At 67.4% G+C, this 14,377-nt stretch carries 15 protein-coding genes and 1 other RNA gene; 10 read left to right on the forward strand and 6 right to left on the reverse strand.

Annotated elements, in window-relative coordinates:
- The first annotated feature begins 32 nt into the window (after nt 1–32).
- Complete coding sequence (locus VAPA_RS12145) at nt 33–911, forward strand: class I SAM-dependent methyltransferase (protein WP_021007068.1); 879 nt, start codon at nt 33–35, stop codon at nt 909–911.
- 60 nt (nt 912–971) lie between these two features.
- On the opposite strand, the gene ffs is transcribed toward VAPA_RS12145, so the two are convergent.
- Nucleotides 972–1,068, reverse strand: an RNA gene (gene ffs, locus VAPA_RS33880) — signal recognition particle sRNA small type.
- A 179-nt stretch (nt 1,069–1,247) separates the two neighbouring features.
- On the opposite strand from ffs, the gene dnaX reads away from it, so the two are divergent.
- From dnaX to VAPA_RS12180, 7 genes are all read left to right on the forward strand, one after another.
- Nucleotides 1,248–3,104, forward strand: a complete 1,857-nt coding sequence (gene dnaX / locus VAPA_RS12150) for a DNA polymerase III subunit gamma/tau (protein ID WP_021007069.1) — start codon at nt 1,248–1,250, stop codon at nt 3,102–3,104.
- A gap of 98 nt (nt 3,105–3,202) precedes the next feature.
- Nucleotides 3,203–3,535 carry a YbaB/EbfC family nucleoid-associated protein gene (locus tag VAPA_RS12155; RefSeq protein ID WP_012747441.1) on the forward strand — a complete coding sequence of 111 codons (333 nt, stop codon included), beginning with the start codon at nt 3,203–3,205 and terminating at the stop codon, nt 3,533–3,535.
- Nucleotides 3,536–3,542: 7 nt separating this feature from the next.
- On the forward strand, nt 3,543–4,133 hold the full coding sequence (gene recR / locus VAPA_RS12160) for a recombination mediator RecR (protein WP_021007070.1): 591 nt from the start codon (nt 3,543–3,545) through the stop codon (nt 4,131–4,133).
- Between the two features lie 48 nt (nt 4,134–4,181).
- A complete protein-coding gene (locus tag VAPA_RS12165; RefSeq protein ID WP_021007071.1) occupies nt 4,182–4,574 on the forward strand; it encodes an MAPEG family protein in 393 nt (130 codons plus the stop codon).
- Nucleotides 4,575–4,745: 171 nt separating this feature from the next.
- On the forward strand, nt 4,746–5,780 hold the full coding sequence (locus VAPA_RS12170) for an ABC transporter substrate-binding protein (RefSeq protein ID WP_021007072.1): 1,035 nt from the start codon (nt 4,746–4,748) through the stop codon (nt 5,778–5,780).
- Between the two features lie 74 nt (nt 5,781–5,854).
- Nucleotides 5,855–6,670 (forward strand): ABC transporter ATP-binding protein, encoded by an 816-nt coding sequence (locus tag VAPA_RS12175; protein ID WP_021007073.1) that lies wholly within the window; start codon nt 5,855–5,857, stop codon nt 6,668–6,670.
- The gene (locus tag VAPA_RS12180; RefSeq protein WP_012747446.1) at nt 6,667–7,500 is read left to right on the forward strand and encodes an ABC transporter permease; all 834 of its coding nucleotides are present in this window, start codon (nt 6,667–6,669) and stop codon (nt 7,498–7,500) included. The genes VAPA_RS12175 and VAPA_RS12180 overlap by 4 nt, the downstream gene beginning before the upstream one ends.
- 41 nt (nt 7,501–7,541) lie before the next feature.
- Here VAPA_RS12180 and VAPA_RS12185 read toward each other — a convergent pair whose 3' ends face one another.
- Both VAPA_RS12185 and gloB read right to left on the reverse strand, forming a co-directional pair.
- The gene (locus VAPA_RS12185; RefSeq protein ID WP_021007074.1) at nt 7,542–9,149 is read right to left on the reverse strand and encodes a transglycosylase SLT domain-containing protein; all 1,608 of its coding nucleotides are present in this window, start codon (nt 9,147–9,149) and stop codon (nt 7,542–7,544) included.
- A complete protein-coding gene (gloB, locus tag VAPA_RS12190) occupies nt 9,146–9,925 on the reverse strand; it encodes a hydroxyacylglutathione hydrolase (protein WP_021007075.1) in 780 nt (259 codons plus the stop codon). The genes VAPA_RS12185 and gloB overlap by 4 nt, the downstream gene beginning before the upstream one ends.
- A gap of 19 nt (nt 9,926–9,944) precedes the next feature.
- Here gloB and VAPA_RS12195 point away from each other — a divergent pair, with 19 nt between their 5' ends.
- Entirely contained in the window at nt 9,945–10,700 is a 756-nt protein-coding gene (locus VAPA_RS12195) for a class I SAM-dependent methyltransferase (protein ID WP_041946098.1), read from the forward strand.
- A gap of 36 nt (nt 10,701–10,736) precedes the next feature.
- Nucleotides 10,737–11,186: a ribonuclease HI gene (rnhA, locus tag VAPA_RS12200; RefSeq protein ID WP_021007077.1), complete on the forward strand. Its 450-nt coding sequence runs from the start codon at nt 10,737–10,739 to the stop codon at nt 11,184–11,186.
- Nucleotides 11,187–11,219: 33 nt separating this feature from the next.
- Here the strand turns inward: rnhA and moeA are convergent, their stop codons facing one another.
- The 3 genes from moeA to moaA are packed head-to-tail and all read right to left on the reverse strand — an operon-like array spanning nt 11,220 to nt 14,331.
- Nucleotides 11,220–12,536, reverse strand: a complete 1,317-nt coding sequence (gene moeA / locus VAPA_RS12205; RefSeq protein WP_021007078.1) for a molybdopterin molybdotransferase MoeA — start codon at nt 12,534–12,536, stop codon at nt 11,220–11,222.
- Nucleotides 12,533–13,183 carry a molybdenum cofactor guanylyltransferase MobA gene (gene mobA, locus VAPA_RS12210; protein WP_021007079.1) on the reverse strand — a complete coding sequence of 217 codons (651 nt, stop codon included), beginning with the start codon at nt 13,181–13,183 and terminating at the stop codon, nt 12,533–12,535. The genes moeA and mobA overlap by 4 nt, the downstream gene beginning before the upstream one ends.
- Nucleotides 13,180–14,331, reverse strand: a complete 1,152-nt coding sequence (gene moaA / locus VAPA_RS12215) for a GTP 3',8-cyclase MoaA (protein ID WP_021007080.1) — start codon at nt 14,329–14,331, stop codon at nt 13,180–13,182. The genes mobA and moaA overlap by 4 nt, the downstream gene beginning before the upstream one ends.
- Nucleotides 14,332–14,377 lie beyond the last annotated feature (46 nt).

Here is a 14,377-nt window from a genome sequence, read left to right on the forward strand (position 1 = left end):
CTTGGCGTCCCCTCACTCGATGGAGACACACCATGACCACAGCCACAGCCACAGCAGCGCCGGCATTCGACGCCGTCGCCTTCAAGACCACCACCCGCGCGCAGTGGCAGGCTGCCGCCGAGGCCTGGCATCGCTGGGGACCGTTTCTCGGCCGCTGGCTGGGCGATGCGACGGAGACGATGTTCGAGCTGGCGCACATCGGACCAGGCTCCCGGGTACTCGACGTCGCAGCCGGCGCGGGCGAGCAGTCGATCGGTGCAGCGCGGCGCGCAGGCGCCAGCGGCCGCGTGCTCGCGACCGACATCGCGCCGGCCCTGCTCGAGCGCGCTGCTGCGGATGCCAGGGCCGTCGGGCTGTCGAACCTCGAGACCCTTGAACTCGACGGCGAGGCGCTCGACACGCTGCCCGCCGAAAGCTTCGACGCGGCAATCAGCCGCGTGGGCCTGATCTACTTTCCCGACCAGCAGCGCGCGCTCGCCGGCATGCGGCGGGCCTTGCGTCCGGGCGGGCGGGTGTCGGCGGTCGTCTACTCGACCCCCGAGCGCAATGCCTTTTTCTCGATCCCCGTAAGGATCATCCGCGAACGCGCCCAGCTTCCCGCGCCGCTGCCGGGCCAGCCCGGGCCCTTTTCGCTCGGTGCCGAGGGCGCGCTCGAGGCCGCGTTTGCCAAGGCCGGCTTGCGTGACATCGAGGTGCGCCGGGTGCCGTCGCCGGTGCGGCTGGCGAGCGCAGCCGAATGCGTGCGCTTCGAACGCGAGTCCTTCGGAGCGCTGCACCAGATGATGGTCCGGCTTGACGAGGCCGAGCGCGCGAGCACCTGGGATGCGATCGAAGAGGCGCTGCGGCAGTTCGAAAGCAGCGAAGGCTTCGTCGGGCCATGCGAGATGCTGGTCGGTGCCGGAAGCAAGTGAGGCTCGCGACCCTATTTTTGGCGCGTGAGTTCTTGAGAACTCACGGCTTTTCGATGTTAGGTTGACGAGCCTTACCCCTGGCACTGACTACGCAGTTAGGGCTGCTTGGTTCCCCACCTGACCCGGTTGGCCACTTCACCATGCAGGGAGGCCCGTCAGCCCGCATTGTAACCCCCCAGGCTGCGCGCACTTCGTGTCGCTTCGCCCACCCCCCTGCTGGGGGCGATACCAGCGGCCCGGCAATGCCGGTTCCGCGATATCCCGCAAAAAGACAGGGCTTTTTTTGATTGCGGGGTGGGGCCGAGGACCGGTGCCGCGCCTTTTAGAATGCCCGCAATGTCTTATCTCGTGCTCGCTCGCAAGTTCCGTCCGAAAACCTTCGGTGAGATGGTCGGTCAGGGGCACGTGGTGCAGGCGCTCGAGAACGCACTGACCACGCAGCGCCTGCATCACGCCTATCTTTTCACCGGAACGCGGGGCGTGGGCAAGACCACCGTCTCCCGCATTCTGGCCAAGTCGCTCAACTGCCAGGGCCCGGACGGGCAGGGCGGTATCACTGCCACGCCGTGCGGGGTGTGCCAGGCCTGCAAGGACATCGATTCGGGCCGCTTCGTCGACTACACCGAGCTGGACGCGGCATCGAACCGCGGCGTGGACGAGGTGCAGTCTCTGCTCGAGCAGGCGGTCTACAAGCCGGTGCAGGGGCGCTTCAAGGTCTTCATGATCGACGAAGTGCACATGCTCACCAACACCGCGTTCAACGCGATGCTGAAGACGCTCGAAGAGCCGCCGGAATACCTCAAGTTCGTTCTCGCCACCACCGATCCGCAGAAGGTGCCGGTCACGGTGCTGTCGCGCTGCCTGCAGTTCAACCTGCGGCCGATGGCGCCCGAGACGGTGCTGGAGCACCTCACGAGCGTGCTGCAGACCGAACAGGTACCGGCCGAACCGCAGGCGCTGCGCTTGCTGGCGCGCGCGGCGCGCGGCTCGATGCGCGACGCCCTCTCGCTCACCGACCAGGCCATTGCGTTCGGCAACGGCGAACTGCTCGAAACCGGCGTGCGCCAGATGCTCGGCAGCGTGGACCGCGGCCATGTGTTCAAGCTGATAGAGGCGCTGGCGCAGGGCGACGGCAAGACGGTGGTCGACACCTCCGAGGCGCTGCGGCGCGACGGCATGTCGGCCGCTTCCACGCTGGAAGAAATGACGGCGGTGCTGCAGGCCATGGCCGTGCTGCAGGCGGTGCCCTCGCGGGTGGAGTCGGCCGATTCCGCCACCGACCCCGACGCGGCCGATACGGCGCGCCTCGCGTCGCTGATGCCTGCCGATGAAACCCACCTGCTCTACAGTCTGTGCCTGCACGGGCGTGGCGAACTGGGCCTGGCGCCCGATGAGTACGCCGCGCTGACCATGGTGCTGTTGCGGCTTTTGGCCTTCAAGCCTTCCAACGCGGCCGCCTCCCCGGCCTCCACGGAAAAAAAAACTCTGAATGAAGCCTCCAGGGCGGTTTCGGTCCCGGTGGCCGCAGCGCCGGCCCGGGGCACGACGGAGATCCCCGCATCGCCGGCTTCGGTTTCGGTCGCCGCACCGGTGCCTCAACCCACCCCGGCGCCGGCAGGCCAGCGTCTGGCCGTGGTCAGCGAGCCCGTGCGGCCGGGTGGGCCCAGGCCTTCTGCCGCGGCCGGGCCCTCGGCGGCTGCCGAGGCGCCCAGGGTGCTTGCCGTTCCCATGCGCGTCCAGCCGCCGCCGAGCCAGCGGGACGCGCCGCGATCCGACGAGCAGCGCGGTCCGGCGCCACCCATTCCGCCCAGCGAGGACGGCGACTTCTGGCACGCCACGGTCACGCAGATGATCGCGGCCGAGAGCATCAACGCCCTGGCGCGCGAACTTGCGCTCCAGTCGCAGCTGGTGGCGCGCGATGTCGACCAGTGGATACTTCGCGTGGAACGCGAATTGCTCAACCAGCCTTCTGCCCGCGAAAAGCTCACCGATGCATTGGCCGCGCTGGGCCATGGCGTGAAGCTCGCCATTGAAATCGGCGGCGTGGTCGACAGCCCCGCGCGCCGCAACAAGCAGGCTGCCGACGAGCGCCAGCGCCTGGCTGAGGAGGCCATTCGCAGCGATCCCGAAGTGCAGATGCTGATGCGGGAATTCGATGCGAAGATCGTGCCTGGAACACTGAAGCCGGCCTGACGGAACGCCACTGAAAACCCGTGCCGGCTCTTGCGGCATTCGGCATCGACCGCCATCTCTCTTATCCTTCCCCCATTTCCAACCAATCAGGACCAACGATGTTCAACAAAGGACAACTGGCCGGCCTCATGAAGCAGGCGCAGGCGATGCAGGACAACCTCAAGAAGGCCCAGGAAGAACTGGCCACCATCGAGGTCGAAGGCGAGTCGGGCGCAGGCCTGGTCAAGGTCGTGATGACCTGCAAGCACGACGTGAAGCGCATCACCATCGACCCGAGCCTGCTGGCCGACGACAAGGACATGCTCGAAGACCTCGTGGCCGCTGCCTTCAATGCCGCGGTGCGCAAGGCCGAGGAAACCAGCGAACAGAAGATGGGCAAGCTCACTGCCGGCATGCCGGGCCTCCCGCCCGGCATGAAGCTGCCGTTCTGAGCCATTGATGGCCGACGCCAGTTCGCTCGACGCGTTGGTCGATGCCTTGCGCCGCCTGCCCGGTGTCGGCGTCAAGTCGGCCTCGCGCATGGCGTTCCATTTGCTGCAGCACGACCGCGAGGGCGCGCAGCTGCTCGCGCGCGCCTTGCAGCAGGCGGCCGGCAACGTGCGGCATTGCGAGCGCTGCAACACTTTCACCGAAGCGCCGGTCTGCAGCGTGTGCCTCGACACGCGCCGTGACGCAGGCAAGCTCTGCGTGGTCGAAACGCCTGCCGACCAGGCGGCGCTCGAGCGCACCGGGGTTTTCCGCGGCTACTACTTCGTGCTGATGGGCAAGCTCAGTCCGCTCGACGGCATCGGGCCCAAGGACATCGGCCTGCAGAAGCTCTTCGACCGGGCCCTGGACGGCACCGTGAGCGAAGTCATCCTGGCCACCAACTTCACGGCAGAGGGCGAAGCCACCGCGCACGTGATCGGCGAAGCGCTCAGGCAGCGCGGCCTCAACGTGACGCGCCTTGCGCGCGGCGTGCCCGCCGGCAGCGAACTCGAATACGTGGATCTCGGCACCATCGCGCATGCCCTGGTGGACCGCCGATAGCGCAGCAGCGGCCGCTGCTGCCGCTCTGCCGGATGGAGACAACCCGAAATGACTTTTTGCCTGCTCACCGTCGCCTACTGGTGCGTGTTCATCGCATGCGGCCTGCCGTATCTCGCGGCATGGATCGCCAAGGCCGGCAGTTTCGGCCCGCGCGACAACATGCAACCGCGCGACTGGGCCGCAAAGCAGAGCGGCTGGCGCGCGCGCGCCAACAGCGCGCAAGCCAACAGCTTCGAAGGCCTCCCGTTCTTCATCGGCGCGGTGATCATTGCGCATCAGCTCGGCGCCAATCAGGCGCGGCTCGACATGCTGGCGGCGGCCTATGTCGTATTGCGTGTGATCTATCTCGCGGTCTACATCAAGGGCGTCGGCTCCGTGCGCAGCGCGGTCTGGGCGCTCGGTTTCCTGGTCAATATCGCGATCCTTTTTCTCGCGCGATAAGAGCGCAAACAGCCGCTGCGGCGCTGCGCAACAGGCCGTTCGACACAGGCCTCGTGGAGGCCATCATGCTTACGTGGAAACCCGCACGGGATGACCCCGATGCAGGCAACAGGGGCGCACCCCTAAGCTCGATTCAGTTCACCAGAATCAAGAGCCCCGCAGGATTGCTCCATGCTCCACCGCAGAACCCTCATGACAGTCTCCGCAGTCGCTGCCGCAACGATTGCGTTGCCGCGGGTCTTTGCGCAAGCCAAGCTCGAGAAGACGAAGATTTCCATCGCGGTGGGGGGCAAGGCGGCGTTCTACTATTTGCCGCTCACCATTTCCGAACAGCTCGGTTATTTCAAGGCCGAAGGCCTCGACGTCGAGATCTCCGATTTCGCAGGCGGCGCACGCGCGCTGCAGGCCGTGGTGGGCGGATCGGCGGACGTGTGCTCCGGTGCCTACGAGCACACCATCAACCTGCAGGCCAAGAACCAGTTCTTCCAGGCCTTCGTGCTCCAGGGCCGCGCGCCGCAGATCGCGGTGGGTGTGTCGACCAAGAACATGGCGGGCTACACGGGCATTCCGGATCTCAAGGGCAAGAAGATCGGTGTCTCGGCGCCGGGCTCCTCGACCAACATGGTGGCCAATCTCGTGCTGTCGCGCGGCGGCCTCAAGGCCAGCGACGTGAGCTACATCGGCGTGGGCGTGGCGGCCGGCGCGCTCACGGCGCTGCGCTCGGGCCAGATCGACGCCATCAGCAACACCGACCCCGTCATGACCATGCTCGAGCAGAAGGGCGACGTGAAGATCATCAGCGACACGCGCACGCTCAAGGGTACGCAGCAGGTGTTTGGCGGACCGATGCCCGCAGCCTGCCTCTACGCGCCGGTCGACTTCATCCAGAAGAACCCCAACACCTGCCAGGCGCTGGCCAATGCCATCGTCCACGGCCTCAAGTGGCTGCAGACGGCCGGGCCCGGCGACATCATCAAGACGGTGCCCGAAACCTACCTGCTCGGCGACCGTGCGCTGTACCTTGCGTCTTTCGACAAGGTGCGCGAATCGATCGCCACCGACGGCCTCGTGCCGGCCGACGGTCCGAAGACGGCGCTCACCGCTATCTCGAGCTTCGACACGGCCGTGAAGGCCGACAAGATTGATCTCATGAAAACCTACACCAACGATTTTGCTAGGCGCGCGAAAGACAGGTTCAAAGCCTGACTCCGAACGTCCCCGCGACCCGGCCTCGGCCGGGTTTTTTCTTGTGGCGGCCGTTGCCAGAAATCCTGCCAGACATGTCCGACTACGCACTCGAACTTCTCTCCATCAGCTGCACCTTCCATTCGAAGGACGACCCGGGCCAGCGCTACACCGCGGTGGCCGACACCACGCTGCGCGTGAGGGCAGGGGAGTTCGTCTCGGTGGTGGGCCCCACGGGTTGCGGCAAATCGACCTTGCTGAACGTGGGCGCCGGCTTGCTCGCGCCTTCGTCGGGCACCATCAAGGTCTTCGGCCAGACACTGGCGGGCGTGAACGCACGCGCGGGCTACATGTTCCAGACCGAAGCGCTGATGCCGTGGCGCAGCGCCATCGACAACGTGATGGTGGGGCTGCAGTACCGCGGCGTGCCTGACGCCGATGCACGCGAACAGGCCGAGGCCTGGCTTTCGCGCGTGGGCCTTTCCGGTTTCGGTGACCGCTATCCGCACCAGCTCTCGGGCGGCATGCGCAAGCGCGTGGCGCTGGCGCAGACGCTGGTGCTCGACCCCGACATCATCCTCATGGACGAACCCTTCAGCGCGCTCGACATCCAGACGCGGCAGCTGATGGAAAACGAGGTGCTCGAACTCTGGAGCGCAAAGAAGAAGGCGGTGCTTTTCATCACGCACGATCTCGACGAAGCGATTGCGATGAGCGACCGCGTGGTCGTGCTGTCGGCCGGCCCGGCCACGCATCCGATCGGCGAGTTCGCCATCGACCTGGCGCGTCCACGCGATGTGGCCGAGGTGCGCACGCAGCCACGCTTCGTCGAGCTGCATACCCAGATCTGGGAGGTGCTGCGCGACGAAGTGCTCAAGGGCTATGCGCAGCAGCTGAGGAAGGCCGCATGATGCCGCGCCTGAACGAACGCAATGCGCGCTTCTGGCAACTGGTGCTGCTCGCGATCATCCTGGTGGGCTGGCACCTGGCGTCGCGCAACCAGCAGATCGCCTTTTTTCTTGGCGAGCCGATCCAGGTGGCGGGACGCATCTGGAGCTGGTTCCTGCCGTTCGAGGTGCCGCCGAACCTGCTGTTCCCGGAGGGCCTGAAAGGCAATGCCGACATCTATCGGCACCTCGGCACCACGTTGCTCGAGACAGTGCTGGCCTTCGGCATCGGCACCGTGCTGGGCCTGGCCTGCGGGCTCTGGCTGGCGCTGGCGCCCACGGCGAGCCTGATTCTCGACCCCTACATCAAGGCCGCCAACTCGATGCCGCGCGTGATCCTGGCGCCGATCTTCGCGCTGTGGTTCGGCCTGGGCATCTGGAGCAAGGTGGCGCTGGCCGTCACGCTGGTGTTCTTCATCGTCTTCTTCAACGTTTACCAGGGCGTGCGCGAGGTGAGCCCGGTGGTGCTGGCCAACGCGAAGATGCTCGGCGCCAACCAGCGGCAGCTGCTTCGCACGGTCTACCTGCCAAGCGCGACGAGCTGGGTGTTCTCGAGCCTGCACACGTCGGTGGGCCTCGCCTTCGTCGGTGCGGTGGTCGGCGAGTACCTGGGCTCGGCGCGCGGCGTGGGCTACCTGATCCTCCAGGCCGAAGGCACCTTCGACGTCAACACCGTCTTTGCCGGCATCGTGGTGCTGACGGCCTTCGCGCTCTTGCTCGACGGCCTTGTCGGCCTGATAGAGAAACGGCTGATGAAGTGGCAGCCGCGCAGCGGGGAGACCGAAAAACTCTAGCGCTGCGGTGCGTTCGGGCTTTCGGCCCCGTCACGTCGGCTTCAGCGTTTCTTCTTCTTCGACGGCGTGCCGCCGCGCTTCTCGCGCACGACCTGCTTGCCTGCCGGCGACTTCACCACGTTGCTGCCGCGTGCAGCAACCGCCTTCACCGGGCTGCCGCCGCGCTTGGAGGCGACGGCGGCTCGGCCGCGAGCCGATCCCGCACCCGAGCCGACACGGGCTTCGGGCGCAGCGCGAACCGGCAGGTACACCACCACGCTGTAGCCGCGCTTGAACGCGTGATTGAGCTTGACGTCGTTCCACTCGGCCACGCTGTCGGGCTTGAGCTTGTAGCGGCGCGCGATGCTGGCCACGCTGTCGTTGCGCCCCGCCTTGACGGTGGTGCGTCGATTGACGATTTCGGGCTGGAAGCTCAGATGGCCGCTGTCCGCCACCAGCGCCGTCACGTCCTCCTTGACGCGGGCGCCGCGCGGCACGATGAGCGTCGAGCCGGCCTTGATGAGCATGCGCGGCGGGATGCTGTTGAGCGCGCGCAGGTCGGCCTCGCTCATGCCCGACCGCTGGGCGGCGTCGGCCACCGTCATCGTGCTGGGAACGACCCATGCCGTCCAGCTGGCGTACTGGCCTTGCGAGTACGCATCGAAGTTGCGCTGGAACACGGCTGCGTTGTCCCAGGGCAGCAGGATCTGCGGTGTGCCGGCGGCAAGCAGCACCGGCTTGTGCGCGGCCGGGTTGAGGGCGCGGAAGTCTTCGAGCCGGATGTCGGCCAGCTTGGCGGCCAGTTCGACGTCGAGGTCGCGCGTCAGCGTCACGGTCTGAAAGTACGGGTGGTTCGCAATCAGCGGCAGCTCGGTGTTGAACGACTGCGGATTGGCCACGATGTTCTTCACCGCTTGCAGCTTGGGGACGTAGAGCCGCGTTTCGGCCGGCATGGAAAGATCGCTGTAGGTGGTGGGCAGGCCCAGGCGCTGGTTCTTGGCGATCGCGCGGCTCACGCTGCCTTCGCCCCAGTTGTAGGCGGCCAGGGCGAGCTGCCAGTCGCCGAACATGCCGTAGAGCTTTTGCAGGTAGTCCAGCGCGGCGCGCGTCGACGCCAGCACGTCGCGCCTGTCGTCGCGGAAGATGTTCTGCTTCAGGTCGAAGTCGGTGCCGGTGGCCGGCATGAACTGCCACATGCCCGCGGCGCGCGCGCTGGAAATGGCCTGCGGGTTGAACGCGCTCTCGATATACGGCAGCAGCGCGAGTTCGGTCGGCATGTTGCGCCGCTCGAGCTCCTCGACGATGTGGAAGATGTACTTGTTCGAGCGCTCGGTCATGCGCTGGATGTAGTCGGGCCGGCTGGCATACCACTGCTCGCGGTCGCGCACCAGGTCGCTCTCGAGGTTCGGCATCTTGAAGCCGCGGCGGATGCGGTCCCACATGTCGGCGGGCGGCGCCAGCGTGACGACGCTCTGCGAATGGGCTTCGCTGCTGGTGATGGGGGTGAGCGGCCCGCCCGGGTAGACCGGCGCCGCGCTGCCGGAGGCCTTGGTGCCGGTGCCGCCGGCGGTGGACTGCGCGGGGGTGGTGGAGGAAGACGGGCTGGTGGTGCCCGCGCAGCCCGCGAGCAACAGTGAGCCTGCAAGGCAGACAGCAGCGATAAGTTTCATCGGAAGTCGTTTTTCCATTGGCGCAGCGCGGCAAACACGTCGGCTTCGGCCGCATCGGCGGAAAGCTCGGCGTGGTCGCGCACCGCTCTAAGGACGGTGGCTTCGCGGCTGCGAAGAAAGGGGTTGATCCGGCGTTCGGTGGCCAGTTGCGAGGGCAGCGTGGGTTGCCCTTGCGCGCGCAGGCTTTCGCAGTGCGCGGTGTACTGAGTCAGATTGGCATTGCCGGGTTCCACCGCTTGGGCGAAACGCAGGTTAGCAAGTGTGTATTCGTGCGCACAACATACGCGGGTGTCGCCCGGCAGCGCGGCGAGCGCATCGAGCGAAGCCAGCATTTGCGCCGGCGTGCCTTCGAACAGCCGGCCGCACCCGCCGGAGAACAGCGTGTCGCCGCAAAAAAGCAGGGGCGGCTGGCCCGCGCTTGCGGGCAGGAAGTAGGCGATGTGGCCGGCCGTGTGGCCCGGCACGTCGATGACCGCGAAGCGCAGTCCGAGCACCTCGGCGCTGTCGCCGTGCGACAGGGGGGTGAAGGGCTGCGGAATGCGCTCGCGCGCCGGGCCGAAGACCGGTGCGCCGGTTGCCGCATGGAGCGCGGCAACGCCGCCGGTGTGATCGGGGTGATGGTGCGTGACTAGAATCGCGGCGAGCTGCAGCTTGTCGCGCGTCAAGGCGTCGAACACCGGTTGAGCGTCGCCCGGGTCCACCACGATCGCGTTGGACCCGTCCTGCAGCATCCAGATGTAGTTGTCAGCGAAGGCGGGCAGCGGAACGAGGGTCATGAGCGGTCAAATTATAGGTTTGCAGGATTGGTTCGCGACCCCCCCCGGCCGCTACCTGCTCGCGTGGGAGCAGGCCCAGTTCGACGAGGCCGTGGCGGATGTTTTCGGCTACCACGCGCTGCAGCTCGGCGCCGCCGGAGTCGAGGGCCTGCGCACCAACCGCATGCCGCACCGCTGGCTGGCCTTGCCCGACCCCGACCAGCGGTCGGGCAGGGCTGCGCTGTTCACCGATTTTGCGGCGTTGCCGTTTGCCGCCAACAGCCTCGACCTGGTGGTGCTGCCGCACGCGCTGGAGCTGAGCCAGGACCCCCATGCGGCCTTGCGCGAAGTGGAGCGGGTGCTGGTGCCCGAGGGCCGGGTGGTGATCTGCGGGCTCAATCCGGCCAGCCTCTGGGGCATGCGGCAGCGCCGCGCGCACCTGTACCGCAGGCTCGGCTTCGGCGACCTCTTCCTGCCCGAGGGCGGCGAGTTCATCGGCTACTGGCGCATGCGTGACTGGCTGCGGCTCCTGAGTTTCGAGGTGGAGTCGGGGCGTTTTGGCATCTACCGGCCCGCGGTGCGCAGCGAGGCCTGGCTCGAACGCTGCCGCTGGATGGACACCGCCGGCGAACGCTGGTGGCCCATCTTCGGTGCGGTGTATTTCCTGGTGGCAGTCAAGCGGGTGCGTGGCATGCGCCTGCTCAGCGCCGATTGGCGTCGCGCAGCGGCGCGCGCCACCGCGCCGGTACCCATCGCGGGCAAGATGCACAAGGCCAAGGCCGACCGCGCCGATTGAGCATTGAAATATTGAAAGAAGAAGGAAAAGAGCGTTTTGAACGAAGTCGTGATCTATACCGATGGTGCGTGCAAAGGCAATCCCGGCCCCGGCGGCTGGGGCGCGTGGCTCAAGTCGGGCGCCACCGAAAAGGAACTGTTCGGTGGCGAACTCAACACCACCAACAACCGGATGGAGCTCACCGCCGTCATCGAGGGCCTGGCCGCGCTCAAGCGGCCCTGCAAGGTCATCCTCTACCTCGACAGCCAGTACGTGCGCATGGGCATCACCGAATGGATCCGCGGCTGGAAGGCCAAGGGCTGGCGCACCTCGACCAAGCAGCCGGTCAAGAACGTCGAACTCTGGCAGAAACTCGACAAGCTGGTGGCCGAGGGAGGCCACCTGATCGAATGGCGCTGGGTCAAGGGCCACTCGGGCGACATCGGCAACGAACGCGCCGACATGCTCGCCAACAAAGGCGTGGACAAGGCCCTGGGCCGGATCTGAGCCGCTGGAAGTGCGCGCAGCCCTGGGGGCGGGTCAGGCCTCCAGCATCATCACGTCGACTTCGTCGCCCGCGGCCACGTTGCCTTGGTCGTGGTGCAGCACCACGAGCCCGTTGGCCTCGACCATCGAGCTCAGCACGCCGGAGCCCTGGTTGCCGGCAATGCGAACCTCGGGCAGCGCACCGGCCACCGCCCGCACGAAGCCGCGCTGGTATTCGGTGCGCCCGGGCTTCTTGCGGATGGCGCTCGCGGCGCGCGCGCGCAGCAGGGGCGGCGGCGCCGCGGCAATTTCGTGGCATCCCATCATGCGCAGCAGGGCAGGCCGCACGAAGGCAAGAAAGGTGACCATGACGGCCACCGGATTGCCGGGCAGGCCGAAGAGCACCGCCGAGCCTGGCTGCGGCGGGGCCTGCTGGCTGCGGGGAACGAGCCCGACGGCCATCGGCCGGCCGGGGCGCATGGCCACACGCCAGAAAGCCATGTCGCCGAGCTGCTGCATCACGGCGCGCGTATGGTCGGCGGCGCCGACGCTCACACCGCCGCTGGTGATGATGGCGTCGGCCTGGCTCGCGGCCTGCTGCAGCGTGGCGGCGAGCGTGGCCGGGTCGTCGCGCACCAGGCCCAGGTCGACCACTTCGCAGCCCAGCCGCGTGAGCAGGCCGAACACCGTGTAGCGGTTGCTGTCGTACACCGCGCCTTCGCGCGGCGGCTCGCCAAGGCTCAGGATCTCGTCGCCGGTCGAAAAATAGGCCACGCGCAGCCGCCTCAGCGCGGGCACCGACGGCAGTCCCAGGCTGGCGACCATGCCCAGCGCGGCGGGCGACAGGCGCTCGCCGCGGCGCAAGGCCGGCTGGCCCTGCATGAGATCTTCGCCTGCAAAGCGGCGGTTGTCGCCGCGGCGAAGCACCTTGGCAGGAAAGCGCACGCGGTCGCCGTCGACCTTGCAGAATTCCTGTGGAATCACGGTGTCGAGCCCTTCGGGCATGACCGCGCCCGTCATGATGCGAACCGCGTCGCCGGCAGCCAGCGCGCCGCGCCACGCCGCGCCTGCCAATGCGGTACCCGCCACGCGCAGCTCGATGGATGCATCCGTGGACGAATCGTCCCGCAGGATCGCGCCGTCGAAGGCAAAGCCGTCCATCGCGGAGTTGTCGTGCGGCGGCACGCTGACCGGCGAAATGACGTCTTCGGCCAGCACGCGGCCCAGCGCTTCGCGCAGTGCGACCTCTTCGCGTTCCGAGACCACGGCTGGCGCCACCAGTTGCGCCAGAAAGGCCTGGACGCCGCCGACGCTCAGCGCCTGGGGGTCATAGCCTGCAAGGGCGGCGGCAATGTCGGCGATGCGGCTCATCGGTTTTCCAGCGCGTGCAGTTCGGCCAGCGTGTTGGCATTGAAGAAGGCGTCGGGCGCGTCGCCGGGGCGGTCGAAGGGCACGAGCACGGTGCGGTGCTGCGCGGTCCAGGCGTCGATCTTGCGACCACCGGACTGGGTGAAGTTCACCAGGCTTTCGAGCAGCGTGGTGCGCAGCAGGCAGAACACCGGCTGCGGCCGCAACACCGGCGCCGCGCCGGGTTCGGCGGCGGCCTCGGGGGCGTTGACCATGGCAATTTCCGCGTCGTTGGCCGTCAGGGCCTCAGCCAGCCGGCTCGCCAGATCGAGCGGAAACAGCGGCGTGTCGCAGGGCACGGTGAGGAGATAGGGCGTTTCGCAGCGTTCGAGGCCGGTCAGGAAGCCCGCCAGCGGGCCGGCATAGTCGGCCAGGCTGTCGGGCCAGACCGGAACGCCGAAGGACTCGTAGGCCGCCAGGTTGCGGTTGGCATTGATCATGACCTCGCCCACCTGCATGCCCAGGCGCAGCACGGCGTGCATGGCGAGCGGCGAGCCATTGAAGTTCTGCAGGCCCTTGTCGATACCGCCCATGCGCGAGCCGCGGCCGCCGGCCAGCAGCAGGCCGGTGATCTCGCCGGGGGAAATGGAATCTTGTGTTTTTGGGGTCATCCGCCGATATAGCTCATTTCGACGCGGCGCGGCGCGGGGTCGCTGGCGTCGTGCTCGCTGCCTTCGGGGCCGCGAAGCGCGCGCAGTTCGGAATAGCGGTCGGCGCGGCCTTGCCAGATGTGGCCGATGGCGGAGCTGATGTCCTCGTCGGTGGCCGTGCCGCGCAGCAAGGGACGCAGGTCATGGCCCGCGCTCGCAAAGAGGCAGAGGTAGAGCTTGCCCTCGGTGGACAGGCGCGCGCGGCTGCAGTCGTGGCAGAAGGCCTGGGTCACGCTGCTGATCACGCCGATTTCCCCGCCGCCATCGGCGTAGGCCCATCGCTGGGCGGTTTCGCCCGGCGCGCTGGGCTCGAGCGGCACCAGCGGAAACTGGGCGCCGATGCGCGCAATGACCTCGGCCGAGGGCAGCACCTCGTCCATGCGCCAGCCGTTGGTGGCGCCCACGTCCATGTATTCGATGAAACGCAGCACCGCCTTGCCGCCGTGGTGGTCTCGGAAATAGCGCGCCATCGGCAGGATTTCCTGCTCGTTGGTGCCGCGCTTGACCACCATGTTGACCTTCAAGGGGCCGAGGCCCGCGGCCAGCGCCGCGTCGATGCCCGCGAGCACGTCGGCCACCGGAAAATCGACGTCGTTCATGTGGCGGAACACCGCATCGTCCAGGCTGTCGAGGCTCACGGTCACGCGCTGCAGGCCGGCCGTTGCCAGCGCAGCCGCCTTGCGCTGCAGCAGCGAGCCGTTGGTGGTGAGCGTGAGCGCGAGCGGTTCACCGCCCGGGGTGCGGATTTCGGACAGCTGCTCGATCAGCGCCTCGATGTTCTTGCGCAGCAGCGGCTCGCCGCCGGTGAGGCGGATCTTGCGCACGCCATGGGCCGCGAACAGGCGGGCGAGCCGGGTCATTTCCTCGAAGCTCAGCAGCGCGCTGTGCGGCAGGTATTGGTAGTCCTTGTCGAACACATCCTTCGGCATGCAGTAGCTGCAGCGGAAGTTGCAGCGGTCGGTCACGCTGATGCGCAGGTCGGTGAGTGGCCGGCCCAGGCGGTCGAGCAGCCGCCCCGTGGCGGGCACGGCGACCTCCGGAACCGCCACGGCAGGGCGCGCGCGGCCGATCTCGGAGAGCGGAATGACGGTTGTGCTTTTGCGGTTCATGGGGCAATGGGCAATTTACTCCATCGGGCATGGGTCGACCCGAAAA

It is taken from the genome of Variovorax paradoxus B4, assembly GCF_000463015.1.
GTDB classification, from domain to species: Bacteria; Pseudomonadota; Gammaproteobacteria; order Burkholderiales; family Burkholderiaceae_C; genus Variovorax; species Variovorax paradoxus_E.

Coding starts and splice junctions, on each gene's coding strand:
- VAPA_RS12145 (WP_021007068.1), top strand. CDS start 33: ATGACCACAGCCACAGCCACAGCAGCGCCGGCATTCGACGCCGTCGCC.
- dnaX (WP_021007069.1), top strand. CDS start 1,248: ATGTCTTATCTCGTGCTCGCTCGCAAGTTCCGTCCGAAAACCTTCGGT.
- VAPA_RS12155 (WP_012747441.1), top strand. CDS start 3,203: ATGTTCAACAAAGGACAACTGGCCGGCCTCATGAAGCAGGCGCAGGCG.
- recR (WP_021007070.1), top strand. CDS start 3,543: ATGGCCGACGCCAGTTCGCTCGACGCGTTGGTCGATGCCTTGCGCCGC.
- VAPA_RS12165 (WP_021007071.1), top strand. CDS start 4,182: ATGACTTTTTGCCTGCTCACCGTCGCCTACTGGTGCGTGTTCATCGCA.
- VAPA_RS12170 (WP_021007072.1), top strand. CDS start 4,746: ATGCTCCACCGCAGAACCCTCATGACAGTCTCCGCAGTCGCTGCCGCA.
- VAPA_RS12175 (WP_021007073.1), top strand. CDS start 5,855: ATGTCCGACTACGCACTCGAACTTCTCTCCATCAGCTGCACCTTCCAT.
- VAPA_RS12180 (WP_012747446.1), top strand. CDS start 6,667: ATGATGCCGCGCCTGAACGAACGCAATGCGCGCTTCTGGCAACTGGTG.
- VAPA_RS12185 (WP_021007074.1), bottom strand. CDS start 9,149: ATGAAACTTATCGCTGCTGTCTGCCTTGCAGGCTCACTGTTGCTCGCG.
- gloB (WP_021007075.1), bottom strand. CDS start 9,925: ATGACCCTCGTTCCGCTGCCCGCCTTCGCTGACAACTACATCTGGATG.
- moeA (WP_021007078.1), bottom strand. CDS start 12,536: ATGAGCCGCATCGCCGACATTGCCGCCGCCCTTGCAGGCTATGACCCC.
- mobA (WP_021007079.1), bottom strand. CDS start 13,183: ATGACCCCAAAAACACAAGATTCCATTTCCCCCGGCGAGATCACCGGC.
- moaA (WP_021007080.1), bottom strand. CDS start 14,331: ATGAACCGCAAAAGCACAACCGTCATTCCGCTCTCCGAGATCGGCCGC.